General features: G+C 66.1%; 30 protein-coding genes and 1 tRNA gene. 15 read left to right on the top strand and 16 right to left on the bottom strand.

The features are described from left to right. Positions 1–5: 5 nt before the first annotated feature. Positions 6–938 (bottom strand): NAD(+)/NADH kinase, encoded by a 933-nt coding sequence (locus DEJ27_RS08595; RefSeq protein ID WP_110858517.1) that lies wholly within the window; start codon positions 936–938, stop codon positions 6–8. A gap of 70 nt (positions 939–1008) precedes the next feature. On the opposite strand from DEJ27_RS08595, the gene DEJ27_RS08590 reads away from it, so the two are divergent. Both DEJ27_RS08590 and DEJ27_RS08585 read left to right on the top strand, forming a co-directional pair. Next, positions 1009–1485 (top strand): Clp protease N-terminal domain-containing protein, encoded by a 477-nt coding sequence (locus tag DEJ27_RS08590; RefSeq protein WP_181419930.1) that lies wholly within the window; start codon positions 1009–1011, stop codon positions 1483–1485. A 224-nt stretch (positions 1486–1709) separates the two neighbouring features. Continuing rightward, positions 1710–4229, top strand: a complete 2520-nt coding sequence (locus DEJ27_RS08585; RefSeq protein ID WP_027467068.1) for an ATP-dependent Clp protease ATP-binding subunit — start codon at positions 1710–1712, stop codon at positions 4227–4229. Positions 4230–4498: 269 nt separating this feature from the next. Here DEJ27_RS08585 and DEJ27_RS08580 read toward each other — a convergent pair whose 3' ends face one another. From DEJ27_RS08580 to DEJ27_RS08560, 5 genes are all read right to left on the bottom strand, one after another. Beyond that, positions 4499–5512 carry a hypothetical protein gene (locus DEJ27_RS08580; RefSeq protein WP_111090748.1) on the bottom strand — a complete coding sequence of 338 codons (1014 nt, stop codon included), beginning with the start codon at positions 5510–5512 and terminating at the stop codon, positions 4499–4501. Next, complete coding sequence (locus tag DEJ27_RS17475; RefSeq protein ID WP_146244677.1) at positions 5509–6459, bottom strand: hypothetical protein; 951 nt, start codon at positions 6457–6459, stop codon at positions 5509–5511. Before DEJ27_RS17475 ends, DEJ27_RS08580 begins: the two co-directional genes overlap by 4 nt. 4 nt (positions 6460–6463) lie before the next feature. Continuing rightward, the gene (locus DEJ27_RS08570) at positions 6464–6919 is read right to left on the bottom strand and encodes a hypothetical protein (RefSeq protein WP_110858521.1); all 456 of its coding nucleotides are present in this window, start codon (positions 6917–6919) and stop codon (positions 6464–6466) included. Next, positions 6916–7359 carry a hypothetical protein gene (locus tag DEJ27_RS08565; RefSeq protein WP_110858522.1) on the bottom strand — a complete coding sequence of 148 codons (444 nt, stop codon included), beginning with the start codon at positions 7357–7359 and terminating at the stop codon, positions 6916–6918. Before DEJ27_RS08565 ends, DEJ27_RS08570 begins: the two co-directional genes overlap by 4 nt. Positions 7360–7551: 192 nt before the next feature. Continuing rightward, on the bottom strand, positions 7552–8004 hold the full coding sequence (locus tag DEJ27_RS08560; RefSeq protein ID WP_110858523.1) for an SRPBCC family protein: 453 nt from the start codon (positions 8002–8004) through the stop codon (positions 7552–7554). Positions 8005–8124: 120 nt separating this feature from the next. Between DEJ27_RS08560 and DEJ27_RS08555 the strand changes: the two genes are divergently transcribed. Beyond that, complete coding sequence (locus DEJ27_RS08555) at positions 8125–8667, top strand: amino-acid N-acetyltransferase (RefSeq protein ID WP_181419931.1); 543 nt, start codon at positions 8125–8127, stop codon at positions 8665–8667. A gap of 64 nt (positions 8668–8731) precedes the next feature. Beyond that, positions 8732–9418 carry a hypothetical protein gene (locus DEJ27_RS08550; protein ID WP_111090747.1) on the top strand — a complete coding sequence of 229 codons (687 nt, stop codon included), beginning with the start codon at positions 8732–8734 and terminating at the stop codon, positions 9416–9418. 111 nt (positions 9419–9529) lie between these two features. On the opposite strand, the gene DEJ27_RS08545 is transcribed toward DEJ27_RS08550, so the two are convergent. Next, positions 9530–9739 carry a cold-shock protein gene (locus tag DEJ27_RS08545; protein WP_017887662.1) on the bottom strand — a complete coding sequence of 70 codons (210 nt, stop codon included), beginning with the start codon at positions 9737–9739 and terminating at the stop codon, positions 9530–9532. Positions 9740–10019: 280 nt separating this feature from the next. On the opposite strand from DEJ27_RS08545, the gene DEJ27_RS08540 reads away from it, so the two are divergent. Beyond that, positions 10020–10403 carry an SseB family protein gene (locus DEJ27_RS08540; RefSeq protein WP_017887661.1) on the top strand — a complete coding sequence of 128 codons (384 nt, stop codon included), beginning with the start codon at positions 10020–10022 and terminating at the stop codon, positions 10401–10403. A gap of 4 nt (positions 10404–10407) precedes the next feature. Here the strand turns inward: DEJ27_RS08540 and radA are convergent, their stop codons facing one another. Next, entirely contained in the window at positions 10408–11769 is a 1362-nt protein-coding gene (gene radA / locus DEJ27_RS08535; protein ID WP_027467076.1) for a DNA repair protein RadA, read from the bottom strand. Positions 11770–11779: 10 nt separating this feature from the next. Next, entirely contained in the window at positions 11780–12769 is a 990-nt protein-coding gene (locus DEJ27_RS08530) for an SGNH/GDSL hydrolase family protein (protein ID WP_111090746.1), read from the bottom strand. Between the two features lie 143 nt (positions 12770–12912). On the opposite strand from DEJ27_RS08530, the gene DEJ27_RS08525 reads away from it, so the two are divergent. The 8 genes from DEJ27_RS08525 (at position 12913) to DEJ27_RS08490 (ending at position 20520) form a co-directional block, all read left to right on the top strand. Further along, a tRNA-Ser gene (locus tag DEJ27_RS08525) sits at positions 12913–13002 on the top strand. A 674-nt stretch (positions 13003–13676) separates the two neighbouring features. Next, complete coding sequence (locus tag DEJ27_RS17470) at positions 13677–14420, top strand: hypothetical protein (protein WP_146244676.1); 744 nt, start codon at positions 13677–13679, stop codon at positions 14418–14420. Between the two features lie 236 nt (positions 14421–14656). Beyond that, complete coding sequence (locus DEJ27_RS08515; RefSeq protein WP_111090744.1) at positions 14657–15628, top strand: ABC-three component system protein; 972 nt, start codon at positions 14657–14659, stop codon at positions 15626–15628. Beyond that, complete coding sequence (locus DEJ27_RS18140) at positions 15612–15860, top strand: ABC-three component system middle component 8 (protein ID WP_111090743.1); 249 nt, start codon at positions 15612–15614, stop codon at positions 15858–15860. Before DEJ27_RS08515 ends, DEJ27_RS18140 begins: the two co-directional genes overlap by 17 nt. Further along, positions 15847–17643: a DUF2326 domain-containing protein gene (locus tag DEJ27_RS08505; protein WP_111090742.1), complete on the top strand. Its 1797-nt coding sequence runs from the start codon at positions 15847–15849 to the stop codon at positions 17641–17643. The genes DEJ27_RS18140 and DEJ27_RS08505 overlap by 14 nt, the downstream gene beginning before the upstream one ends. Positions 17644–18692: 1049 nt before the next feature. Next, positions 18693–18986, top strand: a complete 294-nt coding sequence (locus DEJ27_RS08500) for a hypothetical protein (protein ID WP_111090741.1) — start codon at positions 18693–18695, stop codon at positions 18984–18986. Positions 18987–18988: 2 nt separating this feature from the next. Further along, on the top strand, positions 18989–19609 hold the full coding sequence (locus DEJ27_RS08495; RefSeq protein WP_111090740.1) for a hypothetical protein: 621 nt from the start codon (positions 18989–18991) through the stop codon (positions 19607–19609). Beyond that, positions 19606–20520: a hypothetical protein gene (locus DEJ27_RS08490; protein WP_111090739.1), complete on the top strand. Its 915-nt coding sequence runs from the start codon at positions 19606–19608 to the stop codon at positions 20518–20520. Before DEJ27_RS08495 ends, DEJ27_RS08490 begins: the two co-directional genes overlap by 4 nt. A 2-nt stretch (positions 20521–20522) precedes the next feature. Here DEJ27_RS08490 and DEJ27_RS08485 read toward each other — a convergent pair whose 3' ends face one another. The 5 genes from DEJ27_RS08485 to DEJ27_RS08465 form a co-directional block, all read right to left on the bottom strand. Further along, positions 20523–20960, bottom strand: coding sequence for a hypothetical protein (locus DEJ27_RS08485; protein WP_146244675.1), 438 nt, complete (start codon positions 20958–20960; stop codon positions 20523–20525). 157 nt (positions 20961–21117) lie between these two features. Beyond that, positions 21118–21420, bottom strand: coding sequence for a hypothetical protein (locus tag DEJ27_RS08480; protein ID WP_111090737.1), 303 nt, complete (start codon positions 21418–21420; stop codon positions 21118–21120). A 118-nt stretch (positions 21421–21538) separates the two neighbouring features. Beyond that, positions 21539–22207: a GNAT family N-acetyltransferase gene (locus DEJ27_RS08475; RefSeq protein ID WP_181430122.1), complete on the bottom strand. Its 669-nt coding sequence runs from the start codon at positions 22205–22207 to the stop codon at positions 21539–21541. A 118-nt stretch (positions 22208–22325) separates the two neighbouring features. Further along, on the bottom strand, positions 22326–22643 hold the full coding sequence (locus DEJ27_RS08470) for a hypothetical protein (protein WP_146244674.1): 318 nt from the start codon (positions 22641–22643) through the stop codon (positions 22326–22328). A gap of 247 nt (positions 22644–22890) precedes the next feature. Beyond that, positions 22891–23895, bottom strand: a complete 1005-nt coding sequence (locus DEJ27_RS08465) for a hypothetical protein (protein WP_146244673.1) — start codon at positions 23893–23895, stop codon at positions 22891–22893. Between the two features lie 135 nt (positions 23896–24030). Here DEJ27_RS08465 and DEJ27_RS08460 point away from each other — a divergent pair, with 135 nt between their 5' ends. After that, positions 24031–24405 carry an Lsr2 family protein gene (locus DEJ27_RS08460; protein WP_375231894.1) on the top strand — a complete coding sequence of 125 codons (375 nt, stop codon included), beginning with the start codon at positions 24031–24033 and terminating at the stop codon, positions 24403–24405. Positions 24406–24415: 10 nt separating this feature from the next. Continuing rightward, complete coding sequence (locus DEJ27_RS08455; protein ID WP_111090732.1) at positions 24416–24895, top strand: hypothetical protein; 480 nt, start codon at positions 24416–24418, stop codon at positions 24893–24895. Here the strand turns inward: DEJ27_RS08455 and DEJ27_RS08450 are convergent. Together DEJ27_RS08450 and DEJ27_RS08445 are read right to left on the bottom strand one after the other, a co-directional pair. Continuing rightward, positions 24892–25344 carry a hypothetical protein gene (locus DEJ27_RS08450; protein WP_111090731.1) on the bottom strand — a complete coding sequence of 151 codons (453 nt, stop codon included), beginning with the start codon at positions 25342–25344 and terminating at the stop codon, positions 24892–24894. The genes DEJ27_RS08455 and DEJ27_RS08450 overlap by 4 nt on opposite strands. Continuing rightward, positions 25341–26294, bottom strand: a complete 954-nt coding sequence (locus DEJ27_RS08445; protein ID WP_146244672.1) for a hypothetical protein — start codon at positions 26292–26294, stop codon at positions 25341–25343. Before DEJ27_RS08445 ends, DEJ27_RS08450 begins: the two co-directional genes overlap by 4 nt. Positions 26295–26630 lie beyond the last annotated feature (336 nt).

Raw genomic sequence — 26630 nt, 5'->3', positions numbered from 1 at the left:
CGGCGTCAGTCGTCGATCTCGCGCCGGAGCTTCTGCCGCAGGTCGCTCGGGATGAGCTCGACCAACTGGTCTGGCCGCACCGGCAGGTCGAGCAGGCTGAGCTTCACCCGCCCGGTACGCCCGTGCCGCTCGGCGTCGAGGCGCACCACACTGCCGGCGTCCTTGCGGAGCCGCATGTCGATCTGCGCCCCGGTGGCCACCTCGCCGACCACGAGCCCGTCGACCTCGAGCGCTGCGCTCCTGGTGCCCTCGGCGATGTCGAACCGGTAGCGCTCCCGCGCGGCGAGCACCACGGATCGGTCGATCCCGGCCATCGGCGCGACCGGCGTCACCACGGAGCCGGACAGTGCGGGGGAGAGCACGGGCCCACCGGCGGCGTAGTTGTACGCGGTCGAGCCGGCGGGGGTTGAGGCGACGATGGCGTCGGCCCGGTAGTACCCGTACCCGAGGCCCCCGACGCTGAGGTCGGCCGAGACCTGCCCGGCGCCGGGCCGCCGCACGATGGTCAGGTCGTTGAACGCCAGGTAGTCGGTGCGGGCACCGCCCCAGGACAACCTGGCCTCGAGCGCGTGGTGCGGCTCGAGCTGGTACTCGCCGGCGGACAGTCGTTCGAGCGCGCTCTCGAGCTCGGGCGGCTCGATCTCGACCAGGAACCCGACGTTGCCGTAGTTCACCCCGAGGACGGGCACCGGGCGCTTCGCCACGAGCCGCATCGCGCCGAGCATGGTGCCGTCGCCGCCGAGGGCCACGACCAGGTCGACGCGGTCGGTGAAGTCGTCGTCGTCGACCACGTCGACCCCGCCGCCGATGCGCTGGGCGTCCGCGCGGCGGGCGAGCAGCTCGCCCTGGCCGGACGCGTTCCAGCGCTGCAGGGTCGTCACGGACTCCTGCACGTTCTTGGTCGGGTGGACGACGAGGCCGACGACGGGCTGCTCCATGACCGGATCGTACCGAGCGGACCTCCGATGCGGGCGGGTCGTCCGCAGAGGCATGAGATATTCTGAATACATGCAGACCGCTCAGCTCTCCGTCGCCCTCCCTTCCGTCCGGCACGGCCGCGAGATCGTGCTGCTCGCCGACCTCGAATCCCACGAGTCCGGCTTCGGCTTCGTCGACGCCGAACACCTGCTGTTGGCCGCCGTCACGCTCTGCGCCGGCATGCCCCGTTTTCGGCCCGTCCTCGACGCTCACCGGATCACCCCCGACGCCGTCCGCTCCGGCATCCGCGCCTTCGTCGGCGCCCACACCACCTGCCCCGGAGAACACGACCGCGTCGCGTGCACGCCCGCTGCGATGCGCGTGCTCGCCCGCGCCGCGACGACCGCCGGGCGTTCGGAGCGCATCCGACCGCCGCACGTCGTCCTCGCCGTGCTCGACTCGGTCGACGATCCGCTCGCCGGATCGGCGCACGACGTCCTCGACGCCCTCGGCGTCGACGCGCGCCGTTTCCGACGTGACCTGCGTCGCGCGGTGCGGCGCGCCTGACCCAGCGCGACCGGCAAGCGGACTGGAGGCCCGTGGCGGGATCGCCACGGGCCTCCAGTCCGTCTCGTCGTTCGCTCACTGCGCACAAGACGCACCCTGGTCACGCCCACGGCGAACAGGGGCAGCCCCCGGGGGGAGCGCTGGTTACTCTCGAAGTACTTGGCCGGACTCACACGAGACCGGCACAGCGTCGGCTCCGCTCATCAGGGGCCAAGGGAGAGCACATGTTCGAGAGATTCACCGACCGGGCCCGTCGTGTTGTCGTCCTCGCTCAAGAAGAAGCGAAGATGCTCAACCACAACTACATCGGCACCGAGCACATCCTCCTCGGCCTCATCCACGAGGGCGAGGGCGTCGCCGCCAAGGCGCTGGAGTCGCTGGGCATCTCGCTCGATGCCGTGCGCGAGCAGGTCCAGGACATCATCGGGCAGGGCCAGCAGCAGCCGACCGGGCACATCCCGTTCACGCCGCGCGCCAAGAAGGTGCTCGAGCTGTCCCTGCGCGAGGCGCTGCAGCTCGGCCACAACTACATCGGCACGGAGCACATCCTGCTCGGCCTGATCCGCGAGGGCGAGGGTGTCGCAGCCCAGGTCCTCGTGAAGCTCGGCGCCGACCTGAACCGGGTGCGCCAGCAGGTCATCCAGCTCCTGTCCGGCTACCAGGGCAAGGAAGCGGTCGCCGTCGGCGGCGAGCAGCAGCAGAACGCGCAGCAGGGTTCGCAGGTCCTCGACCAGTTCGGTCGGAACCTCACCCAGGCCGCGCGCGACGGCAAGCTCGACCCCGTCATCGGGCGCGAGAAGGAGATGGAGCGGGTCATGCAGATCCTCTCCCGCCGCTCCAAGAACAACCCCGTCCTGATCGGTGAGCCCGGCGTCGGCAAGACCGCCGTCGTCGAGGGCCTCGCCCAGGCGATCGTCAAGGGCGACGTGCCCGAGACGCTGAAGGACAAGCAGCTCTACTCGCTCGACCTCGGGTCGCTCATCGCCGGGTCCCGCTACCGCGGTGACTTCGAGGAGCGCCTGAAGAAGGTCACGAAGGAGATCCGCACCCGCGGCGACATCATCGTCTTCATCGACGAGATCCACACGCTCGTCGGTGCCGGTGCAGCCGAGGGCGCGATCGACGCGGCCTCGATCCTCAAGCCGCTCCTCGCCCGCGGTGAGCTCCAGACCATCGGTGCCACCACGCTCGACGAGTACCGCAAGCACTTCGAGAAGGACGCCGCACTCGAGCGTCGCTTCCAGCCGGTGCAGGTCAACGAGCCGTCGCTGCCCCACGCGATCAACATCCTCAAGGGCCTGCGCGACAAGTACGAGGCGTTCCACAAGGTGTCCATCACCGACGGTGCGATCGTCGCCGCGGCGAACCTGGCGGACCGTTACGTGCAGGACCGCTTCCTGCCGGACAAGGCCATCGACCTGATCGACGAGGCCGGCGCTCGCCTGCGTCTGTCGATCCTGTCGGCGCCGCCGGAGCTCCGCGAGTTCGACGAGAAGATCTCGACGGTCCGCGGGTCGAAGGAAGCCGCCATCGAGGAGCAGGACTTCGAGAAGGCCGCGAGCCTGCGCGACGAGGAGAAGAAGCTCCTCGGCGAGCGTCTCCGCCTCGAGAAGCAGTGGCGTGCGGGTGACGTCGCCGCGTCCGGCACCGTCGACGAGGGCATCATCGCCGAGGTCCTGGCCCAGGCCACGGGCATCCCGGTGTTCAAGCTCACCGAAGAGGAGACCTCGCGTCTCGTCTTCATGGAGAAGGCACTGCACGAGCGCGTCATCGGTCAGGAAGAGGCCATCTCGGCCCTGTCCAAGACCATCCGTCGTACCCGTGCCGGCCTGAAGGACCCGAACCGTCCCTCCGGCTCGTTCATCTTCGCCGGCCCCACGGGCGTCGGGAAGACCGAGCTCGCCAAGGCCCTCGCCGAGTTCCTGTTCGACGACGAGGGTGCGCTGATCTCCCTCGACATGTCGGAGTTCGGTGAGAAGCACACCGTGTCCCGCCTGTTCGGTGCCCCTCCCGGGTTCGTCGGGTTCGAGGAGGGCGGCCAGCTCACCGAGAAGGTGCGCCGCAAGCCGTTCTCCGTGGTCCTGTTCGACGAGATCGAGAAGGCCCACCCGGACATCTTCAACTCGCTGCTGCAGGTGCTCGAGGAAGGCCGTCTGACCGATGGTCAGGGCCGCGTGGTCGACTTCAAGAACACCGTCATCATCATGACCACGAACCTCGGTTCGCAGGGCATCGCCGGTGGCCCGGTGGGCTTCCAGGTCGAGGGTGACTCGGCCGTCGGCTACGACCGCATGCGCGGCAAGGTCAACGAGGAGCTCAAGAAGCACTTCAAGCCCGAGTTCCTGAACCGTGTCGACGACACGATCGTGTTCCCGCAGCTGTCGCAGCCCGAGCTGCTGCAGATCGTGGACCTGTTCGTGAAGCGTCTGGCCGACCGCCTGCTCGACCGCGACATGACCGTCGAGCTCACGCTGCCGGCCAAGGAGCAGCTCATCAAGGTCGGGTTCGACCCGTCCCTCGGTGCTCGGCCCCTGCGTCGCGCGATGCAGCACGAGGTCGAGGACCAGCTGTCCGAGCACATCCTGCAGGGTGAGCTCAACGCCGGCGACCACGTGAAGGTCGACTTCGTCGACGGTGCGTTCCACTTCGAGACCGGGCGTCAGCCGGGCCGTGAAGAGGTCCTCGCCGGTGCAGCCGCGGTCGAGGCCGCGACCGACACGCCCCAGGGTGAGATCGAGTCCTAGGACCTGACACTCCGCGGACAGGAGGCTCGGTGCCAGCTGGCACCGGGCCTCCTGTCCGTTCTCGGGTCGCGTTCAGATCCCGCATCGCCGATCTGCGCGTCCTTGCGGGCACGGACCCCCGTCCGGGGGTACTGTGATGGTCACGCGCGAGACGTTCCCCCCAACTCCTCGCGCGTCGCGCTCGATCGGTTCCCCCCAACGGATCGAGACGCAGCCGGCCCCGGTCTGTTCGCAGACCGGGGCCGTTGCACGTCCGGGGTGGAGCCGCGTCAGGAGGCGTCGGGCAGCTGTCCGGCGAAGTCGCGGACTGCGCGCTCCCAGCGCTCCGGGTCCTCGTTCCACTCGAGCGTGTGCGGTGCCGTGCGGAACGTGACCGTGGTGGCGCCCTGCTGTGCCCCGACGGCGACGACGTCGTCGGCCGCGACCAGGGCGTCGGCCTCGGAGTGGATCAGCAGCGTCGGCGTCGACGAGGCCTGCCAGGTGGTCGTCGTCACGGGAGTCGGGGCCCCGGCGAGCCGTGACAGCACGTTCGTGGTCGCGATGCGTGCGGCGACCGTGCCGACGAACGCGGGCAGGCGCGCCCCGCGGACGGCCCCGCGGAGTGCCGAGGCGACGTCGAGCAGGGGCGAGACGGCCACGAGTCCGTCGACGTCGACGCGTGCGGCGGCGACGGAGCAGGCGAGCGCGCCGGCGGACCAGCCCTGCAGCACGACGCGCTGGGCACCGCGGGCTCGGGCGGCGCGGACGGCGGCGACGATGCGATCCGCTGCCCCGGCGTCGAGGGAGCGGAGCGGCAGGTCGGTGGTGTCGACGACCTCGGACGAGGCGCCGAGCGAACGCCAGACCCCGACCCCGCGCAGGACCTGGCGCGGCCCGAGGGACTGCCCGTGCACGTGGACCACGTGGGTCGTGGCGGCCTCGGGCTCGGTGCCGGGCACGTCGTCCGGTCCGTCGTACCGCAGGGCGCCCCAGCCCCAGTCACCGGTCGGCACGGTGCCGTTGACGCTGCGGCGGACGGTGTCGCCGTCGCTGCCGGCCCCGGTCGCGGCGACGATCGGGCCGACCTGCACCCGGGTGTCGTCTCGCTGCAGGTCGTAGGTGCCCGGCAGGCGGGTGTCGCGGGTGGCGGTCAGCTCGACCTCGGTGTCCGTGGCGCTGCGGACCGTGGCGGTCGCCGCGTACGGCGTCGGGAACAGCAGCCGCCGTGCGACGAAGGCGCCGAGTCCGAGCGTGCCGACCGCCCCCGCCGCGGTGCCGAGTGCCGTGATGCGTGCGCCGGTCATGTGATCTCCCTGAGTCGTGCCGTGGTGAGCGTCGCAGCGGCCGGCACTGCCTGCCCGGCCTCGCGCGCGCGGTCTTCGATCTCGACGGAGAGCCGGTGCTGCCGACTCCGCCACTGGCGACGCTGCCACACGATCGTGAAGTAGAGCCCGGTGTTGCCCGATGCCGTCTCGAGCCGCCGGAGTTCCGGTTCGAGCGCCCGGAACCGGCGTCGGGCGGCCCGCCAGTCGCGGAACTCCCGTGCGGCGTCGGGCAGCACGCCGCCGGCCGCGCCGATGGCGAGCAGGACCATCGAGCCGAGGAACACCGGGGTGTAGAGCTTCGACAGGACCCCGACCGCTCCGTCGGCGCCGGCGACGTGCACGGCGTCGAGGGCGATCGCGATGCCGGCGAGCAGCACGAGGCCGGCGGCGCCGACGACGAAGAGCCAGTACAGGCGGCCGAGTCCGTCGTCGCTCCGGAACCCGCGCAGCACGGCGACGGCTGACCGGGCGATCACGATGGCGATGTAGGTCATCTCGACCGCCGAGTACAGCGCGGTCGGCACCTGGTCCCCGTAGACCACCATGAACTGCGCCGTCGGGGTCGGTGCGTCGATCAGGCCGAACAGCACGACGAGGGCGATGAGCACGAGCACGCAGCCGATGATGCGGCTGGCGCGCAGGAGTCTGGCCGAGCGTGCTGCGGCCTCGACCGACTGCGCGAGGGCGAACATCCCGCACACCATCAGGCAGCGGCCGATCAGGTCGGCGATGTTCGGCACGTGCGTCACACCGGCGAGGAACGTCGTGACGTCGGGCTGGTTGATCGTGAGCCCGACGGCGACGCAGCTGCAGCAGGCCATCAGCCAGGTGACGCTGGCCGACTGGGTGCGCACCAGGATCAGCCGGACGACCAGCGCCGCCAGGATCAGCCAGACCGGGATCGACCCCCAGACGTGCAGCGTCACCGCGTCACCGGAAGATCCCGGGCTGGCCCTCGGGGTCGAGCAGGCCGATCCGCAGCGCGAGCTGATCGGCGACGAGTTCGACGGCCTGCTCGTGCGGGGTGTCGAGCGAGCGGGTGAACGCCGTCCGGCCGGTGAGCAGCCCCGTGTACGCCTGGTGGTCGCAGCCGGTGTCGTCCATGAACACGTGGGCGAGCTCGTGCAGCACGCAGGCCACCCTGGAGCGCTCGGACAGGCCGGGGCGGGTCTCGAGCAGGGCGTGGTCGATGCGCTGGATGAGCCGCGCGGACAGGTCGCCCGGCAGCTCGGTGGTGCGCACGTGGATCGGCTTGCCGAGTGCCGCCTCGGCCCGCGCGGTCAGCTCCGGCAGGGACAGGCGGCGGGGGAGTCCGAGGCGCTGCACGCGGCGACGGGCCTCGGTCTGCCGACGCAGGGCGCCGAACCGGTCGCGGTACCCGCTCACGATGTGCCGCCCGACTCGTCCAGGCGACGCAGGTGGTCGGTGAACTCGCGGATCTCGTCCGCCGAGGCGAACTCGCCCAGACGCCGGGTGGCGAACGCCACGACCTCGCGCTTGCGGAGTTCGAGCACGAGCTCCAGCTGCGCCTGCACCCGCTCCGGCACGTCCGTGTTGCCGGCCGCGTCGGTCAGGTACTCGGCCGGGACGCCGAAGTAGGTCGCCAGGGCCGCCAGGAGTCGCTGGTCACGGACGGCCGGACCGTTGCCGCCGAGCATGTAGCCCCAGCGCGGGCGGCTCATCGACGCGCCCTGCGCCTCGATCTCGGCGGCGATCTCCTTGTACGGGGGCCGGTGGCCGGAGTTGGCCTCGACGACGTCCATCAGGAGCTGCAGTTTGCGCGACAGTTCCCGACGGTGCGCGTCGTCGTCGTTGTACTCGATCACGTGTCCCCACTCTCACATCTGTCTCAGACATGATAAAACTGACCCAGCGCGTCGGCCGGTGTCACCACTCTGCCAGGCTCGCGCTCGCTCGTCAGGTCGGCATTTCGATGGGGGGATGCCGAACGGGGGACGAACGAACGGGAGGCGCGGTGCCGACTGGCACCGCGCCTCCCGTCCGTCGTGTGGTGCGGACTACGCCTGCACGTCGCCGCGCCAGCCCGGCTGGGTCGGCGCGTTCTCGACGCGCTCCTTGTAGTTCTGCAGGTCCTTCTTGACGGCGTGGCCGCCGACGCCCACGGCGGAGCCGAGCTTCTCGAGGATGCCGGAGGGCTCCCAGTCGATCTGCACGGTCACGCGCGTCTCGGTGTCGGAGAGCTTGTGGAAGGTGACCACACCGGCGTGCTCGGTCTCGCCGTCTTTCACGGTCCAGGCGACACGCTCGTCGGGGTGCTGCTCCGTGATGAGGGCGCGGAACTGGCGCTCCTGGCCGGCGACCTTGACGGTCCAGTCGGTGGTCTTGTCGTCCACCTGGACGATCTTCTCGACCTCGTCGAGGAAGTGCGGGAACTCCTCGAAACGGGTCCACTGGTCGTAGGCCGGGCGGACGGGGACGTTGACGTCGACGGTTTCGATGATCTGAGGCATGCACCGGACGGTAGGCCGATCGACCTGGGCGGCACTCAGCAGCGCTGTCCCCCTGCGGTACCGTCCGGGCGTCGTCGCGGAGGGCGTGCGCGTCCGGCGTCGCGCAGTAGTGTGGGGCGGATGACAGAGCACGGGAAGCACGCGTTCCACGAGCGCGACGACCACGGGATCCTCGTGCGTCCGGCGCTCGCCTCGGACGTCCCGCACATCCAGCGGCTCATCGCCCCCTACGTCGACCGGCGCATCCTGCTCGGCAAGGAGAACGTCGCTCTGTACGGCTCGATCCAGCAGTTCCGGATCGCCGAAGGGCCCGACGGCACCCCCATCGGGTGCGGCGCGCTCGCCGTCTTCTGGGACGACATCGCCGAGGTGCGCACGCTCGCCCTGGACGAGCAGTGGATCCACAAGCGCGTCGGGCACCGGATGCTCGAAGCGCTCGAGCACGACGCCCGTGAACTCGGGGTCGCCCGGATCTTCTGCCTGACCTTCGAGGTCGACTTCTTCGCGAAGCACGGGTACCTGGAGATCGGCGAGAGCGTCGTCCCGCCGGATGTCTACGCCGAACTGGTCCGCTCGTCGGACGAAGGGGTCGCGGAGTTCCTCGACCTCGCCCGGGTCAAGCCGAACACCCTCGGCAACACCCGCATGCTGAAGAACCTCTGACGCTTTCTCGTGCCGACCGGCGGGGTGGCCGTGTGCGGCCCGCGCCGTTGTCTACCCTGTGCGCATGTCGTCGTTGCGTCACCCCGTCGGGCCCGAGAAGCCGGTCGTCTACTGGCGTCGCCGTGCGCTCGTGCTCGGGGCGCTGCTGGTCGTCGTCCTGGTCGTGGTGCTCATCGTCGCCGGGCGGGGGAGCGGGGCCACGTCGGCGGCGCCGAGCGCGTCGGCCTCTGCTGATGCCGGTGCGTCGTCGGACGGCTCTGCGGCCGGTCCTGGGTTCTCGCGGTCCGCTGCGCCGAAGCCGTCGGCTTCCGCCTCGGCTTCTGCGTCGAAGCCCGCTGCTGCCGACGGCTCGACCTGCACGAAGGACCAGATCGTCCTGACCCCGGTGCTCGACAAGTCGGCCTACGGCCCCACCGAGGACCCGAAGATCGCGATGTCGATCAAGAACTCCGGCACGAACTCCTGCCACCTGGACCTCGGATCGGCGCAGCAGGTGCTGACGATCAGCTCCGGCCAGGAGCAGTACTGGTCGTCGAAGGACTGCCAGACCGGCGGGACGAACCAGGACGTCACGATCAAGGCCGGTCAGACGCTCACGACCCCGGCGATCGCCTGGGACCGGACCCGCTCGTCCACGTCGACGTGCGACTCGTCACGGCCGGCGGTCACCGCCGGGGGAGCGAGCTACCACCTGCAGGTCGCCGTCGGGAACCTCGAGTCGAAGACCTCGGTGCAGTTCATCCTGCAGTAACCGGGTTCTCGGTTCTGATCCGCTCCGGCTGCGCTGTGCCTGGCAGGGGTGCCGGGAACAGCAACAGGCCCCGTCGTCCGAAGACGACGGGGCCGGTTCAAGCTGATGTGATCAGCCGAGGACGGTGATGTTCTCCGCCTGCGGGCCCTTGCGGCCCTCGGTGATGTCGAACTCCACCTTCTGGTTCTCCTCGAGCGACTTGTAGCCGTTGCCAGCAATCGCAGAGAAGTGCGCGAAGACGTCAGCGCTGCCGTCGTCCGGGGCGATGAAGCCGAAGCCCTTTTCGTTGTTGAACCACTTGACGGTACCGGTAGATGCCATGATGGCGTTTCCTTAGCTTTCTTGCTTCCGCCAAGGTGCAGATGCACCGACGGAGACCCCGACGTACGTCGACGGGGGTGATGCGCCACGCGGGCAGGTGCCGGCGGGACGGGTTCGGGGTCAGGCCTGTCGGCCAGTGACCCTGGGGCCCGGGTTGAGGGGCAAACCACCTCGCCCGGACGTTGAGCGCCGCCGAAGCGGTCCCATCAGGCTAGCGTGCTCTGGGCCGACTGGCTACCCGTGCGTCACGGAACGACGAAAATCTGGTGGAATTGAGCTGATGGCAGACAAGGAACAGCGCTTCCGGAGCGAACAACTCGAGGAAGCCCTCGCGAAGCAGGACGTCGCTGCGGTGGCGTTCGCGCTCCGCCACGACATCGTGATCGTCCCCCGACTCGTCACCGGCAAGAAGGACATGCAGGTACGGGTGTTCGGCCGTGAGGGGTCGGACAAGCGCATCCTGCTGCTGTTCTCGTCGGCGGACGCCTACACGGCGATGGTGCCGGACGAGAAGATCCGGCAGGTCATGGTCTACGACGGGCCGCGGCTCGAGGAGTTCCTGGCCGCCCACCTCGACATGCTCGAGGGCGTGTTCTTCGACATCGCCGGCCCGCACACCATGCAGGCCGCGCCGGCCGACCTGCTGGCCGCTTTGCGCGCGTAGCGCCTCAGAACGCGCGGTCGAGTTCGCGTTCGCGCGGGGACTGCGTCATCGAGAACGCCACACGCAGGGCCTCGCGCAGGTGCCCGGAGTCCGAGCCGAGCACCGTCGTGAACCCGAGGCGGGTGGCCTCGTTCACGCGCTGCTTCGTGCCCGTGGCCGGACGGATCTCGCCGGCGAGGCTGATCTCACCGACGGCTGCAAGGGTGTGCGGGTACGGGCGGTCACGTGCAGCGCTCGCGAGGGCCAGCGCGATCGCCAGGTCGGCACCGGGCTCCGTGAGCTTCATGCCGCCCACCGTGGACACGTAGACGTCGGCGTCGGACAGCTTGAGGCCGGCACGGCGTTCGAGCACCGCGAGCAGCATCGCGACACGCGAGGCATCGACACCGTTCACGACCCGGCGTGGCTGCGGCGCCGAGCTCGGGACGATGAGGGCCTGCACCTCGACCGGCAGCGCGCGACGCCCCTCGAGTGCGACGGTGACGCAGGTGCCGGACACCGGGGTGGCGTTCTTCGACATGAAGAGGCCGCTGGGGTCTGGGACCTCGTGGATGCCGTCGCCACCCATGTCGAAGCACCCGACCTCGTCGGTGGGGCCGAAGCGGTTCTTGAGCGCCCGGACGAAGCGCAGTGCGGTCTGCCGGTCGCCCTCGAAGTGGCAGACGACGTCGACCAGGTGCTCCAGGAGCCGCGGGCCGGCGATCGTGCCGTCCTTCGTGACGTGACCGACGATGAGGACGGGCAGGGCGCGGTCCTTCGCGATGCGGATCAGGGTCGAGGCGACCTCGCGCACCTGGGACGTGCCACCCGCGATGCCGTCGATCGAGCTCGACGAGATGGTCTGCACGGAGTCGGCGATGAGCAGGTCGGGCTGCACCTGGTCGATCTGGCCGATGATGACGCCGAGGTCCACCTCGCTCGCCAGGTACAGGTCGTCGTGCATCGCCCCGGTGCGTTCGGCACGGAGTCGGACCTGGTCGACGGACTCTTCTGCGCTGACGTAGAGGACGCGCTTGCCCGAGGCTGCGGCTCGCGAAGCGACCTCGAGCAGCAGGGTCGACTTGCCGACACCCGGCTCGCCGCTCAGCAGGACCGCCGCACCCGGCACCACCCCGCCGCCGAGCACACGGTCGAACTCGCCGATGCCGGTCTGCCAGCGCTGCACGGAAGTGCCGCGGGCTTCGGTGATCGGTCGCGCGGCCCGGGCGCCGGTGACGGCGACCGCTGACGTACCCCGGGTGCTCGCCGACGCCGCCGAGCTGTCTTCGACGGTGCCCCAGGTCTGGCACTCACCGCACCGGCCGACCCACTTGATGCTGGTCCAGCCGCACTCGGTGCAACGGTAGAGGGACTGCGGGCGCGCCATGTCGTCGAGGCTAGGCCGTACGGCCGACATCACCGGCGTGGTCGCCCGACTCGTCCGTCTGGTCTCGTTCGTCGGGCAGCGCGATCGACCCGGTCATCCGGTGGCGCAGGCGCTCGACCGGCCCCGGACCCTGGCGGGAGGCGTGGTCGAGTGCCTCGGCACCGTCGGTGTCCTGCTCGGCGCGGGCGTTCGCCACCGCCCCGGCTTCGCGACCGAGGTTCTCGGCCTCGCGCACGGACAGGTAGTGCCGGATCGCCGCCACCGTGTCGACCCGGGCGTCGACCGCGGGCTCGAACGCGCTCGCCCAGATCTCGTAGCCGCGGTCGTTCGGGTGGAACAGGTCGCCGTAGCTGTTGAAGAAGGTACGGCGGAGCCCGACCCGCTTGGTGATGGTGTGCAGCGGCGCCACCGTCAGCCCGAACTCGTCGGCCACCCGGTGCACGATCTCGTTCGCCACCGCCACCTTGCGCTCCCGGTCCGGCACGAACATGCACGGCAGTTCGGCCACCACGGCGTGCGAGGGGACCGCACCGTAGATCGCCCGGATGTTCCGCTCGAACTTGTCCGGGTCGAAGTCGGCGATGTCGTTCGCCCCGATCGACACCGTGCAGATGTCGGGCGCGTAGTGCCGGAGCTTCGGCAGCTGATCACGCTTCGCGCCCCACGTGGTCGAACCGGACACGCTGAGGTTCACCACCCGGACCGACATGTGGGAACGGTGCCGGATGCGCCGCGCGAGCAGCCCCACGTAGCCACGCCCGGGTGCGGTCGCACCGACGCCTTGCGCTGCCGAGTCACCGATCGCCACGTAGAGCAGCTGCCCCTCGTGTTGCTGTCGTTCGCGCCACCAGTCGGCGTGGATCGGGAGCATGTCGACGACCCGTTGCGCCGCTGCCCGTTGGCCCTTCACGCCGGCGCGGGCACCGACGGCTGCGGCACCGACGACGCCGAGGCTGCCGACGACGGAGGTGAGGAGTGCGATGAGCGAGCGGGTTCTCATGCCGTGGACGGTACGCCCGCCGGTCTTGCCGGAGACGAGGAGGACCTGTGGGTGTGGGGAGAGCCCTGCAGGTGACGGCCTGTGGAGGGAGAGCCGACCCGCGGTGTCATCACGGGCCTCCCGGATCGTGTAAACTCTTTCCCGGTACCGTGTCCGAGCGGCCGAAGGATCATGTCTCGAAAACATGTGTGGGGGCAACTCCACCGTGGGTTCAAATCCCACCGGTACCGCCACAGAAAACCCCCGTTCACGCGGGGGTTTTCTTCTTTTGAGGAGCGTCTTTGGTGCGTCTCTGGTGCACTCTCCTGTGTGCGCGAATCCGCGCCGTGGCTGCCTCCTCGTTGGCAGCGGGGTAAGCCACGGCGCGTCGGATCCGGTGTGCCAGGCCCACTCGCCTGTTCCTCGAGTGTGCGCTGCGAAGCGCAAGCCTTCACGTCGGTCCCCACTAGGCCTCGCCACCGTGTTGCGCCGCTGAAGCTCTAGATCAGCGCACAGATGTGTGGCGAAGGCCTGAGGGGGACCCTAGAGCCACAGGCGCACAGCCAGCCGCGACTGTGGCGCTGGGGTATACCCCAAAACGGCAGCGGGGTGTGGTCTATCGGTGGCAGGACCGAGCAGACGTGATGCGCACCTCCGGGGGCCGCGCGGCTACTATCCGTGCTCTACACGGCCGAAGCTGCTGGCTTCAAAAACTAACGCTCGCGCACAGCACGAGGGGCCACCGAGAGACACTGCCTGCGGCCCCTCGTGCCGTGCTCGCGCCGCTGGTCACCTGAAATCAGTAGCTACTAACTTACTGCCACGTTCGCTATCGGAGCAATAAACTGGGTGGCCTGGCGCACCTGACAACACGGTGCGAGGCGAGGACCAGACCTTGCACCATGCGGTCCATAAGGGAACATGAAATATGGCTACCTCGCTCAGCGCTCAGCACGAGGCTGGTCTTCGACACCTGGTGTTACTCGAGCAGGCGGACGCACACCATGTGGCTGCTGCCGCTGCAACGGGTACCAATCTGTTCAGAGGACTGCCCTTGTCACATGTCTACGGCTACCACCACATCGCCGATGATCTCGTGGCCCTCGGTCTGGCTCGGACAGCCCTTGGTGGCTACACCCCCACGGATGCCGGGCGACGTGCGCTGGCGAACATCGACGCAGCAGCAGAAGCCGCCGCGCGCCGGACACCCGACAGTGATCCGGTGGCCGTCATCGGCGTCGCGCGAGAGCCGGTGTTCTACTCAGCGGTCCTGACACAGCTCATCGACCTACCCGACGTGCTGATTGTCGACCCGTACCTCGGCGCAGACGACGTGCGCGTGCTCGCGCGCATCACGTCGGTGTCTCGTGTGCTGACCGGCCCCCGGCCAGTCAAAGACCGCAACGAGAAGAGCCCCGAGTCTCGACTCCAACACCTGGCCCTCGCAGTGGGCACGCGCCCGGATCTGAAGGTACGACTGACGACGACAATCCATGACCGCTACATGCTGCCCAGCGAGGGGGCCGGCCTTATGCTCGGGGCGTCCCTCGGCGGCTCCAAGGTGACCACCGCTATCGAGTTGTCCGAAGACGCCACCGCCGACCACCGCGGCACGTTCGACACAATCTGGGCAGACGCCGAGCCGGTCGAGCCGATCATCATCCCTGGCTAGATGGTTGCTCGTCGAGTACAACGCCGACGCTGCCGCGGCGCTCGACAAAGCCCGTGTGCCCTGCCCCTGACATCGCCCGGCGAAAGCACCCGAAGCACGTCCACCACCAGCAACCACCCGCCGCTCCGCCACACGCAACGACAGGCGACTCCTCGGCGTTCGAGATGACAGACTGGCTCCGCCCGCGTCTGTGTGTCGTTGGCACCAACGCGCACGCACGACGGGAAGGGGGACGCGTGACTCGCTTCGCCTACGAAGATCTGTATCCACACCAGTTCGAAGAGCTGGTCGTGCTCATCTGCCAGGAGCTGCTCGGTATCGCCGTTCAGGGCTTCGCGGATGGCGCTGATGGCGGCCGGGACGCCCGGTTCGAGGGCACTGCTCAATTAATGCCGAGCACCTCCAGCCCGTGGGAAGGGCGGGTAGTCATTCAGGCAAAGCACACGAATGGTCTGAACCGCTCCTTCAACGAAACCGACTTCTTCAGCCAGCAAAGCAACACGAGTGTGCTGGCCCTTGAGCTCCCGAAAGTCAAGAAGCTGAAGGACAAGGGCGATCTTGACCACTACATGCTGTTTGCCAACCGTCGGTTGACTGCCGGAGTCGAGTCCGAGATTAGATCTGCAATATCAAGTGCTTGCGGAATTCCTAGCACCTCGATCTACATTTGTGGTCTCGAGCAGCTGGAACTGTGGCTCCGTCGATTCAAAGAAATTGTCGAAACCGCGGGGCTTGACCCAGTCGACTCACCTTTGATCATAAGTCCGGACGAATTGGCGGAAATTGTGGTCTCTTTTGCCTCCCAGCGCGACCTCATCACGGCAACAATCGACGACGCCCCAGTTGAGCGTACTTCTTTGGTCAAGAAGAATCGACTCAATGGCATGACCGCCGAATACGCAGCCGAGCTTCGCCGCCTGGTGCTGGTAGATGAACGCCAGATTCGAAGCTTTCTTGCAGCCCCTGAGAACGTCGAACTTTTAGAGCTATACGAAGCTACCGTCGACGAGATTCAACTCAAGATAATCGCAAAGCGCAAGGATTACCAAAGTTTCGACGACGTCCTCAATTATCTACTCGATCTCCTCTATTCCCGCGACGCCGTTCTCAGGCAACGCAGTCACAAGCGGTTGACACGGTCTCTGCTCTTTTACATGTACTGGAATTGCGACATAGGGCAGGTGGCTGAGAATGTTGAAGCCATCTAAACACGCACACCCAGACCAGACGGTTTTGAACATCTCCCTGATACTTCTCGAGAAGCTGCGCGCAGAGCGAGTTTCGTCGTATGTGGATCTCGTTGCGGCAGCAGGGAAGAAGGTGAACAGCGGGGACGTTCTTTTTATGCCGGCTGTCAACTTTCTTTTTATACTCGGGCTCGTCGAGTACAGATCGAAAACCGACTCCTTTGAGTATGTAGGTCCAAATGAAGCTCTCTAAGCTCTATAGCAATCACCACGACCTGTTCGCTCCAATTGTCTTCTCGAGTGGACTCAATGTTGTTCTGGCCGAAATCAAGCTTCCCGAGAATCAGAACAAGAACACGCACAACTTAGGCAAGACGACACTGGGGCAAGTAATCGACTTCTGCCTCCTCGCACGCCGCGACCGCGAAATGTTCCTGTTTAGGAACCCGGATCTATTCTCCTCGTTCATTTTCTTTCTCGAAATCGAACTAAGGCCCGGCTACTACGTAACAGTTCGACGCGCAGTAGCGGAGCCGAGTAAGGCAGCCTTCAAAAGGCACACGACACGTGATGCTGATATGGCCGACCTCGACGAGGAAGGCTGGGATCATTGGCGTGTTCCCTTTGAACGGTCGCGTACCCTTCTCGATGGCATGCTTAACCTTGAAGCTGTCAAACCGTGGAACTTTCGAAAAGGTCTCGGATATCTCATACGGTCACAACGCGACTACCGGGACGTTTTCCAGCTGGGCCACTTCGCCTCCGCGCACGCCGATTGGAAGCCTTACATTGCTCACATTCTCGGATTCAATTCCGCGCTTCTGAGTGAGTATTATTTGGCGGAGAGCGAAGTAGAGGAGCTTCGGAGCGCAGAAAAAGTTGTGCAACGCGAACTGGGAGGTTCCGTGGAGGACCTCAGCAAGATCGAGGGCTTGCTGTTGCTACGTCAGAGTGACGCTGAGAAACAACAAAAACTCCTTGACTCTCTTGACTTTCGTGAACAAGACCGAAACGCCACCAAACGCTTGATAGATGAGCTAGACGAGCAAATCGCGGAACTCAATGCGGAACGTTATTCGCTCGGCTTCAATCGCAGACGGCTCCTCACCGCCCTCGAAGCCGATGCCATCCTATTCGATGTAGACAATGCTGCACGAATCTTCGCTGAGGCTGGCGTCCTCTTCTCTGGGCAGATTAGAAAGGACTTCACACAGCTAGTCAACTTCAATCGCGCCATCACCGACGAGCGAAATCAATATCTCCGCGAGGAGCTGGAGCAAGTCAACGAGTCACTCGAAGAGATCAACGGACGGCTCGAGGGCCTCGGTGCAGAACGTGCATCGTCTTTGGAGTTTCTTGGTGACACGGACGTTTTCAGAAAGTACAAGACGGTTTCTGATCAAATGATTGAGCTCCGGGCCGATATAGTGTCTCTGACTCGTCAGCGTGAGCACATTCATCGCCTACAGGAGCTCCGCGGCAAGATTCGGGAGACCTCTGAACGGCTCACACACCTCGGTTCCGCGTGGGAACGGGAAGTGGAGGCTACAAACGCCGCGGACGCCTCCGGTCTCTTCACCGTCGTTCGTCTTCTTTTCGATGAGATAGTGTCTGACGTCATCAGCCAAGGGGCGCTTCTGACAGTGAGCCTGAACTCAGAGTTGCATCCTGAGTTCAGAGCGGAGATTCTAAATTCCTTAGGAACTGCCACTAGTGCGGACCGTGGAAACACCTATAAGAAGCTCCTTTGTATCGCCTTCGATCTCGCAGTGTTGCGGGCGCATCAGCACATGGGATACCCCGAGTTTGTCTTTCATGATGGCGCATTCGAGACCTTGGATCCTAGAACAAAGGGTAACCTCCTTGCAGTGATGAGGCAGTACAGCGCGATCGGTATCCAACAGATCGTGACGCTCATAGACGCTGATCTTCCGCCTGCGGGCGAGGATGGCACTATCTTTACCGAAGAGGAGATTATTCTCCGTCTGCACGACGTTGACGAGTCTGGGCGTCTCTTCAAGATGGCGTCGTGGTAGTTTAGAAAAGTGACGCGGGAGACGCGATCTGATCATAAGTGATGGCGGCACATTTTTCTAAGATGTAATGACTCGATGCGGCTTGGTATCCGGTACCTGACGTCCTAACGGTGCAACCGGCTGGGCGCAATTATCCTGCGCGAGCGCAGGTAGATGGGCAGCCCGCTCAAATTATCTTCTCCGCAGGCTGCTTGCGGACACATATGCTGGCCCGTTGTTTCTAATCAAGGATGCCCTCCTCCACCGCCACACGTCATCCTCGGGCGGCTCTCGAAGAGCTAGGGCTTGATCATCGATCCGGGTGTTGACTGCCTCAGAGGTCTGAGCGGGCACTGGTAGCCGTCGTGGTCGAGGGAAGGGCTCCGACCCATCGGCTAGCGGTCCCGTTGTTGTGCACTCAGGGTGACCGTCCCGATCGTCGCCTCCATATGGACACGACGAACTGGGGTACTTGCACGCCCGCGCTCCTGAGCAGCCAAGCTGCCGCAGGCCTGCGGTCGAAGGCGGGGCCAGATTCGACGGCGCTCATTCAGGCTCGTCGTACGCTCGTGCGAAGTGCCGAGCACGCGCTCCCGACGAGTTCGGCGTCCCCTTCGACTACGCGGCGCACAGCTGGAGGGATGGCTGCGATCGCAAGGGTGGCACCCAGCTGCAGGACGCCTCGTATCCGCTGGACGACAGCCGTGTGTGGGCGTTCATGACTGCGGTCCGGCACGCCGAAGGCTTCGAAGTCTGGTGACCACGGACCACAGGGACCGACAACCACATACCGCTCAGGGGTGACTCAACCACCACCCTCAAGTCGGGATATCCTCCGAGTCCGTCGCTACTAGGGGCGCTCGCCGCATCCTGCCGTAGAATCAGTCCACAGGACGCCCGGCCAAGGTTCGATCTGACAGTTGTTCCCTTCAGGCCGGGCGTTCCTTGCGTCCGCCCGTGTAGGTTCCGCGTGAAGATGGCGGAATCCGTGGCAGATGGCAGCGACATCGAAGCTGTGCCAAGTAGCGCGGACGCCGACCAGCCCAAACTCCCTGAGTTACTGTCACCGCATGTACGAGAAGCGACAGGCGCCCACCTTTCCCCTCAACGACCAGACACTCGTGTTCGACGTCGATCGACAGCGCCAAGTGGCCTACCTCGACGGCCGGCTCCCGCTTCCCCTGGCATCGACGATCGAGCTGTACGACGAAGCGACGAACTCCCACGGCACAGCTACCGTCGTTGGCGTCCGCCTCCTGAACGGCACCGCGGACGTTCCCAACCAGCTCTGCCTCGATGTGACCGTCGAAGATCGTTGGTGGGCTCGCTTCGATGAGCGAGCAGCGCGCGAAGCTCAGGACTGACGATGGGGCTGACGCCGAACATCAGCGGGTCGGTCACCACGGGCTCCGCCGATGGCGACAACGCGTTGCTGTTTGCCCTGGCGTGGGGAGAGCGGCTCAGCGCGGAACTTCCCAAGGCAATAGAGGCCAGCCGGCAGTTCGCCGAAGCCGTCCGCTACTACGACCGCGGCGACGAATGGGGACTCGGGGACGACTCGTTGGCTGAGGGCTTCCGAGCCATGTGGACGGCGAACGCCTCCGTCGTGTGGACGGCGTCTCAGGTGGAGCGATGGTTAGTCCGGCTCGCACGGGAAGCTGGTGATCCCGAGCCTGATCCGGTTCCGGACCTGAAATCCCTACGAGACGCCCTCGAACACCTTGATGAAGCGGTGTTCGACGACAACGACTACGCACACGCCGACCGCAGCGACCCTCGCAAGAAGACGGTGACTCGAGCTCTGCACCGCCTCGGGCCGCTCGCGATCGCTTCATGCAGTCCAGACGGCCCCCTGTTCAACCTGGTTGACACGGACCGGCTCCGATCCCTGGGCAGCCAGCTCTCGAATCGGCTGTCTTCGATGCTCGACGAACTGGCTGAGGACTACGCCGTTCAGGAAGCGATCGACCGAATGAGCGGGAAATGAAGGCGCCCTCGGCGGACAGCAGTGCATGGGGAGCCGATCCAACCCCGGGCGCGCAGGGCCCCCTCGAACTGTCCGCCGACGACGTGCAGAGGATCAGCCGAACGCTGCTCCTACTCGTTGCGAAGTTCGAACAAATCACGTTCGAGACGGCGGCTTCCCCGCCGCCGCCGGGAAGCGACGCGTTCCGGCTGTGGCGAGGTCGATCGCCCGAGCACGCTCAGGACGGCATGATCACGATGCAGTTCGCGAACCTCTCCGCGTTCGACCATATCCGAGCCTTTGTATCGCTCATCCGGACACCCACGGTCCGGTCAACTGCACTCGCGACAGTCGCCCGCGGTGCCCACGAGTCGCTCGCCCGCACCTGGTATCTACTCGGTGGATCGGATGACGACGGCTTCCTGCACCGAGCGATCTCACTGCTGCGGTCTGACCTTCGTATCCCCGAAAACCGCAATGAACCCCTTCGGACACGCAACGGCGACGCCGTCAGCCCCGCGGAGAAGCGGCAAGAGCTTTCGAATGAGCTCAAGGGATTTGACCTGCCCGTACCTGCCAAGATCGAGCTGACGGCGCTCGTTGCGACGATGCTCGATGAGGCGTTCGAGGACGGAGAAGGGCGGGACGTGTACTCCGGGCTGTCCGCCGTGGCCCACGGGCACCGGCACGGCCTCAACAACTTCGTCATCACTGATGCAGGCCGCGAAGTCGCGGGGCTTGCCGCACCACGGGCAGCCGTAGCACACTTCGCGGCGACGCTAATGGGCGCAATGCACTCGTGCGCTTGGCGCTTCATCGCGTTCTACGGGACACAGCCGCGTCACGCAGACCTATTCGGAACAGCATGGCAGCGGGCGTACCGGTCGCTCGAGCCTGTCACGTCGAGCATCTGGCCGTCTCAGCAGCCCTGATCTCAATTGTATTCATCGACAACGGTGAACGCCGCGTCATTCCCGTCCGTTGGGAACTCAGCTGCATCGCACGCGAAGTCCCAGGAGTCCGTGGTGTCCACGAGCGATGGCACTCTCCGGGGATCATCTGCCTTGCACGTCAGCTTCGTGCCGTCGCTTAACGTGATCGTCGACACCGGGCTGAACTTGATCCCGTTGCTGTTCAGGATCGTGAATCCGAGGGTCAGCTCTGTGCCGAACGATGTGGTGTTGAGGACGGCGGAATCGACTGTGTAGTAGCCGGTGTCGGTGTTGTCCGTGATGTCGTTGATCGTCGCCGTGTTCGTGACCTCGAGTGGGTCCGCGTCCTGCTGGGCGCATCCGACGAGAGCAGCACTGAGGCACACCGTGACGGTCAGCGCAGCAGCACCCCGGCTTACCCGTACGTGAGAACGAATCATGGGTCGAGACTGACAGACGGAAGGCTCATCCGCTGCGTCAGAGCAGAACGAATCGATGGAAAGCGTCAACTACCGCGGACGCCGACCATGGTGCGTCGTGTCATGTCGTGCGTGACCATCTGGTGGTCGGTCATGAACGCGCGGAAGCTACGGCCTACTACAGCGGCAAGTTCGACATCCAGTAGTCCATGCTCTTCGCCAGCTCTTGAGCCCTCCACCACTCCGCCCCGGTCGCCTTCTTGAACAGGATCACGCGCGACAGGAGATCTCGGATGGCGTTGGCAACCTGCAGGTCTGGGCCGTGTCCTATGGTCTTCCAGTGGACGTCTGCCTCGTCCGCCATTCGCTTGAGTTCAGCCGCTGCCCTCGGCTTGGCCTCGCTGGCTGCTAGCGCGAGCGCGGGGCCTAGCGCGCCAAGCTGGTTTCTCATTTCGCCGTGGTCTGAGTCGCTAAGTGCCATTCCCTCACCTTGCCGATTACGGACTCGACTGGCGGTGCGACACGTGGCGCGGCGTCGAGCCGCTACCACCGGCCACGCTGCACAGCGGCGATCGCGGCGGCCTCAACCCAGATCTCGGCTACACGTCAGCATCGCGAAGCAGCTGCCGCACAGCGGTGGGGAGTCGCCGATTCTCGGAGAGCAGATCGACCAGCGCTACCGGGAGTTGTGACGCCACACCAGGGTTGAGAGCGATCTCCTGACCGATGGCTTCGCCGGCCCGCTGCATGGACTCTTCCCCGTCCGGCGCGACCGTGAACGTCGCCTCGACGAGTGGTGTCGCTGGCCCAATGGTCAGCTCCGCTAGGTGCGGATACTGCGGCAGGTACCCCATGAGCAGGATCGGCGAGAACTCCCCCGGCTCGAACTCATCCGGGTGCCACTCGTGGTCCTGCGGAATGTATGGCTCGACCCAGGTCTTCGATCGCCGCTCGAGCCCCACGGACCAACCGAGGCGCTCGTACCAGCTCACGAGGTCGCCTCCAATCTGCGCGAAGACACGGCTGTACCCGAGCATCTTGAACGTCTTGACGGCCCGTTCCACCAGCGCCGTTCCCACGCCTCCACCACGAGCGTCAGGAACAACGGCGACGTGTGTCAGGACCGCTACCTGGCCATCGACCCGGCCGAACCCATTGGCGATGTTCGGGGCACCGAAGGCGTAGCCCAGGAACCGCCCGTCGGCATCTCGCGCAACGACGATCGGCGCCTTGATTTCTCGCCAGTACGGGATGGTCTCAGCGATCATCGCCGGGGTTGACCCGTCCTTCGTTCCGAACGTCGCGAGAGACAGCTCCGAGATCTCTGCCGCGTCCCCTGGTCCTGCAGCTCGCAGGCGGATGCCACCCGTGTCCATGTCGCGGCTGTCAGTCGACTTCGCGGGCGAGCTCTTCGAGCAGCGCCCGCGCGTCGAGCATCGCGAGCAGCCCGTCTTCGGGCGAAGGCGCGCCCCAAAACTCCCTCGCCCGCGCCTTGCGATCGCTCTGCTCGACCTTGTCCGCGAGGGGCTGCCGCAGACCAGCCACCTTTTCCGCAGCGGCCTGGAGCAGACCGGGCTCCGAGCCGAACCGACCCCACTGCACGAGCACCTGCTCACGGCGTTGCTCCGGCTCGGACGACATCTCACACGCGCTCACCGCGAGATGCGCGAGGAGTGCAGCTGGTGAGGTATCCGCATCATTCACAGGGCGAGCCTAGCCACCGACCAGGGACGTCGATCGCGCAGGCCGACGACTGCTGTGCGCCACCTAAGTTCCGTAGCCCCACGGGGCGCCACCCAAGTTCCGTGGCCCAATAGACCGCAAACGTCACCCAAGTTCCGTAGCCCCGTAGAGCCGCAGACCGCCAGCGTCACCCAGGTTCCGCAGTAACGACGAGAGGCCGCGAAGTGTGGGTCGCGGTTCACTCAGCGCGCAGCCCCGGCAGGCATGGCTAGGCCGGCTCATCGTCGTCTGCCACGTCGAGCACTTGGGCGAGCTTAGAGGTATCGCTGAGCAAGGTCGTTCCGTACCGTTCGTCGACACCAGCCTGATGCAGGTGGTGAACCCACTGTTTCTCGGTGACCACTACGTCACAGTGCACCACCGCAACCGCGAGGGCTTCGATGTCATTCCAGTCGTTGCGCTCCCACTTTTGCTTCTGCCGGAATTTCGCGGCTCGCAGGACATTTGTTACGTTCCGCGTGGGCAGATCTCCCATGAAACTCATCACGTCGCTAGGCTGCATGCCGTAAATGAAACCGGCCCATGTCAGTCCCACTCGTTCGAGCGCTTCGACTACCGCGACCTTGATGTTCGCGAAGTCGGTCAAGCGGACAGCGAATTCAAGATCGTCCCCGGTTAGGTGCTTTCTTTCGAAACTTTCCGCGTGCGAGCTCTCGTAGGCGACGTATTGATCGGCAACCGCTCTCATCTTGACGTCGAGGCCCATGCTTCGAGCCATCTCGGGACCCGCCCGAAGCACCCCGTGCTCGACAGCTCGATCGAAGGCGTGCTCCAGGGCCGCGCGCAAGTCCCCGCTCCTGAAAGGGTGTCCCTCGGGTAGCGGGCTGAGGTCGAGTGGCGGCAGGCTCAACGAGCTCGCCATGTGGGAGATCCCCACTCCGAAGACCTCGGGCCGGCGAGGGAATGCGGGTCGCCCGAAGCGCTGATTGAGTACACGATCGATCTCGCCGGGTAAGAGTGCATTCGGTCGGGCCATTGTGCTTTGTTGTGACAGCTCGAACATAAAATCGGCCAACCGGGTTCTTGAAGGTGCGTTTCCCCGCTTCCCTGTCTCCTCGTAGCGGTAAAGATCGAGAGGGAAGGACGCTGCGTCAGAGCTGGACGCTGCTCGCGCAGCGTCGAGCGCTGCGCGATACTGGGTGCCCGACTCGTGATTCGTCGCCGCCCGCGCGAGGTCGATCCACTTGTTCTGGTCCAAGTAGACGCGAATCATTCGCCGTGCCTTTCGTTCAACTGTCTGCAGTGCAGTGGTTCGAGAGCATCGCTGCCACGGATCTCAGGTGCACGCTGGTTAGAGCTCTCGGAGACTATCCGTCGGTGCTGCCGGGTACAGGTTGCGGCGTGTGCAATGCTTCGGGCAAACCTCTCGAATTGGAGCAGCATGGCCCAGAAGATCACGACCACACTCGTCGACGACCTCACCGGTGAGACGATCGAAGACGGCTCGGGAAAGACTGTGCAGTTCGGCTTTGACGGAACTGACTACGAAATCGACCTGACCGACGAGAACGCCGACAAGCTCCGCGAGGCGTACGCGGACTACGTCGCGGCAGCTCGGAAGACCAGCGGTCGATCGACTCGTACCCGGACAAGCTCCTCCGGACGCACGGACCCTGACGAGCTGGCGAAGATCCGCGAGTGGGCGGCTGCGAACGGTCACGAGGTCGCAGCGCGCGGACGCATCAGCCAGGCCGTGCGCGACGCGTACGCCGCGGCTCAGTGAACGCCGCCTGGTGACACTCGAGCCTCCGCAGAAGCGCCGCACGACGCAGCACATCGGTGCCGCTGGGGAGCTACTGGTGCAGTACCAGCTGCTCAAGCTCGGCATCGACAGCGCACGTCTGACGACCGATGCGGGAATCGACCTCGTCGTCTACGCGCCAGCGACAGGCGCGGCGACCACGATGCAGGTCAAGACCGTGGAGCGCAGCACGCCCGCCGGCGGGCGGGGTCGGCTGGCGATCGGCTGGAACTTCCCGCACGACACCCCAGCGCAGCTGCTCGCCTTCACCTCCCTGGAGGTGGACTGCGTGTGGCTGTTCACCACGGCGGAGGCTCGTCAGGTCGCGCAGCAGCACACCGCTGGCGGGGTGCGACGGCTCTACTGGTACACCGACCACTCGACCCCGCAGCGGGAAGGCGTGCCGCTGCGGCAGGGCGACATGGAGCGGTACTTGCTAAGCGAGCGCGCTCCGAGGCTGTTCCCCAGCTAGGCCGGCCGCCGCACGACCATATCGTGGCCGTCGCAGTCCTGGCAGTCGCACATGGGCCACCCAAACCGGTCCCAGAACCTCTCCGACCCCATGGCCGGTCCCAGGTAGATCTCCTCGTCGCGGTGGTCCGCGGCGAGCGCATCGACGAGTGCTGTGCCGATGTGGTCTTTGGAGCCGCGCAGGTCTGCGCGGACCTCGACGTTGGAGATCAGCAGCGCTGGGACTGCTCTGTCGCCTGAGTGGCTTAGGTAGTTGCGTACGAGCAGTAGTCGGGCGATCTCTTCGTCGTCGCGGCGGTACGAACGCCACTCGTTCTCATTCGGGGACAGGTCGTCGGTCATCTCCCGCCACCGGAAGACTGTGAACCTCGGGTCGTCGGCGAAGTCCGGTCGACGGCGGCCGTGGCGGGTGACGATCTCCGGTTGTTCCCACGTGACGAGTTCGCTCATGCCGTGGAGTCTCCCAGGGGTTCTGCTGCGACAGGACCGATCGCAGCGTCGATGTCGTCTTCGTGGTCGGGTGTGCGCCAGTCGGTTCGTTCCCAACCGCCGTCGTGGCTCCAGTGCAGCGCACCGCGACGGGAGAGGGTGCTGGCGATCCACAGATGCGTGATCGGGGCGGGCAGGTCGGGGTCGGGCAGCGGTGCCGGTGGACGGCGCTCGTGCTCGGGTCCGAGCAGCATCTCCCAGAACTCCTCGTCGACGTCGGGTCCGATGGGCTTCGGCAGAGTTGGGGCATCGGGGCGCCAGTTGAGGGCACCGCTGACAGCCCAAGCGCTGCCGAGTGTCGCCCAGATGAGCGCGTGCCGTTCCGGTCCGCCGTAACGCTGCAGCTTCTCGGCGACGTCGACCTCGCGATCGAGAACACGGGAGATCCAGTCGGTGACGGTGACGGGGTCCTGCCAACTGCTCCACCCCTTGGTGCCGAACCCGATCAGTCCAGGCCGGTCTGGGTAGGCGGCGAGGTAGGCGACACCGAGCTCAGCGAGCTCGTCGAGCCGGTGGGCGTGGTCGGGGCCAGCAGCCCAGGTGTCCGCTGGGACCGTACCGTCGGTGAACTCGGATGGTGGAAGCTCCTGCAGGATCTCGGGGACGCGTTGCCGGATGCGCTTGAGGTTGCTGCCGTGGTGAAGGGCGACGTACCAGCCGGGGGCATCCGGGGCGATGGTGATCGTCTCGCCCTGCCGGTCAAGGGCATCGCTGAGGCGTCGGTGGGGGACGTCGTTGTCGCTGACGACCTCGAGGGGCGCGTAGGACCCGTCCGTGAGGTAAATCAGCCCATCGGGTTGACCTGGTGCGGTGCCGTCGTCGCTGCGTTCGACGAGGGTGTCGAGGTGGTGCGCGACGATCGCCCTCGCCATCCGCTCGAGCGGACGTTCCTCGGGCCGTTTGCTGCTCATGGGTCCAGCATCCGCCGAAGCTGCGTTCGGCGGCTCGGTGAGCCGCGACGGGGCGTGGCGGTGTCGCTCCTGCTGGGTAGGGTCCTGACGTGCCTGACTACTCCCCCGATGATCTCCGCCGGCTCGACGCGCTCGGCCGGATCATCGACGCTTCTGATGCGCGGACCCCGATCCCGCAGGCTCAGCCGCGGGACGTGCTCGGGGATCAGCCGACACGGGCGGCCATGGATGATCTGCGGGGGCGGGTTCGAGAGCTTGAGTGCGCCGGTCATCTCGCCGTCGATTGGCGTCTGAGCGGTGGCTGGATCGCTCGTCCGACGGCACAGGGCCGAGATG

The organism is Curtobacterium sp. MCPF17_018, from assembly GCF_003234135.1.
GTDB classification, from domain to species: domain Bacteria; phylum Actinomycetota; class Actinomycetes; order Actinomycetales; family Microbacteriaceae; genus Curtobacterium; species Curtobacterium flaccumfaciens.
The sequence above is the reverse complement of the archived record's forward strand: the minus strand, read 5'-3'. Positions and strand labels throughout refer to the sequence as shown.

Excerpts from the sequence above, each read along its gene's own strand:
- DEJ27_RS08595 (WP_110858517.1), bottom strand. The coding sequence starts at position 938 with ATGGAGCAGCCCGTCGTCGGCCTCGTCGTCCACCCGACCAAGAACGTG.
- DEJ27_RS08590 (WP_181419930.1), top strand. The coding sequence starts at position 1,009 with ATGCAGACCGCTCAGCTCTCCGTCGCCCTCCCTTCCGTCCGGCACGGC.
- DEJ27_RS08585 (WP_027467068.1), top strand. The coding sequence starts at position 1,710 with ATGTTCGAGAGATTCACCGACCGGGCCCGTCGTGTTGTCGTCCTCGCT.
- DEJ27_RS08580 (WP_111090748.1), bottom strand. The coding sequence starts at position 5,512 with ATGACCGGCGCACGCATCACGGCACTCGGCACCGCGGCGGGGGCGGTC.
- DEJ27_RS08560 (WP_110858523.1), bottom strand. The coding sequence starts at position 8,004 with ATGCCTCAGATCATCGAAACCGTCGACGTCAACGTCCCCGTCCGCCCG.
- DEJ27_RS08555 (WP_181419931.1), top strand. The coding sequence starts at position 8,125 with ATGACAGAGCACGGGAAGCACGCGTTCCACGAGCGCGACGACCACGGG.
- DEJ27_RS08550 (WP_111090747.1), top strand. The coding sequence starts at position 8,732 with ATGTCGTCGTTGCGTCACCCCGTCGGGCCCGAGAAGCCGGTCGTCTAC.
- DEJ27_RS08545 (WP_017887662.1), bottom strand. The coding sequence starts at position 9,739 with ATGGCATCTACCGGTACCGTCAAGTGGTTCAACAACGAAAAGGGCTTC.
- DEJ27_RS08540 (WP_017887661.1), top strand. The coding sequence starts at position 10,020 with ATGGCAGACAAGGAACAGCGCTTCCGGAGCGAACAACTCGAGGAAGCC.
- radA (WP_027467076.1), bottom strand. The coding sequence starts at position 11,769 with ATGGCGCGCCCGCAGTCCCTCTACCGTTGCACCGAGTGCGGCTGGACC.
- DEJ27_RS08530 (WP_111090746.1), bottom strand. The coding sequence starts at position 12,769 with ATGAGAACCCGCTCGCTCATCGCACTCCTCACCTCCGTCGTCGGCAGC.
- DEJ27_RS17470 (WP_146244676.1), top strand. The coding sequence starts at position 13,677 with ATGGCTACCTCGCTCAGCGCTCAGCACGAGGCTGGTCTTCGACACCTG.
- DEJ27_RS18140 (WP_111090743.1), top strand. The coding sequence starts at position 15,612 with ATGTTGAAGCCATCTAAACACGCACACCCAGACCAGACGGTTTTGAAC.
- DEJ27_RS08505 (WP_111090742.1), top strand. The coding sequence starts at position 15,847 with ATGAAGCTCTCTAAGCTCTATAGCAATCACCACGACCTGTTCGCTCCA.
- DEJ27_RS08500 (WP_111090741.1), top strand. The coding sequence starts at position 18,693 with ATGTACGAGAAGCGACAGGCGCCCACCTTTCCCCTCAACGACCAGACA.
- DEJ27_RS08495 (WP_111090740.1), top strand. The coding sequence starts at position 18,989 with ATGGGGCTGACGCCGAACATCAGCGGGTCGGTCACCACGGGCTCCGCC.
- DEJ27_RS08490 (WP_111090739.1), top strand. The coding sequence starts at position 19,606 with ATGAAGGCGCCCTCGGCGGACAGCAGTGCATGGGGAGCCGATCCAACC.
- DEJ27_RS08485 (WP_146244675.1), bottom strand. The coding sequence starts at position 20,960 with ATGATTCGTTCTCACGTACGGGTAAGCCGGGGTGCTGCTGCGCTGACC.
- DEJ27_RS08480 (WP_111090737.1), bottom strand. The coding sequence starts at position 21,420 with ATGGCACTTAGCGACTCAGACCACGGCGAAATGAGAAACCAGCTTGGC.
- DEJ27_RS08475 (WP_181430122.1), bottom strand. The coding sequence starts at position 22,207 with ATGATCGCTGAGACCATCCCGTACTGGCGAGAAATCAAGGCGCCGATC.
- DEJ27_RS08465 (WP_146244673.1), bottom strand. The coding sequence starts at position 23,895 with ATGATTCGCGTCTACTTGGACCAGAACAAGTGGATCGACCTCGCGCGG.
- DEJ27_RS08460 (WP_375231894.1), top strand. The coding sequence starts at position 24,031 with ATGCTTCGGGCAAACCTCTCGAATTGGAGCAGCATGGCCCAGAAGATC.
- DEJ27_RS08450 (WP_111090731.1), bottom strand. The coding sequence starts at position 25,344 with ATGAGCGAACTCGTCACGTGGGAACAACCGGAGATCGTCACCCGCCAC.
- DEJ27_RS08445 (WP_146244672.1), bottom strand. The coding sequence starts at position 26,294 with ATGAGCAGCAAACGGCCCGAGGAACGTCCGCTCGAGCGGATGGCGAGG.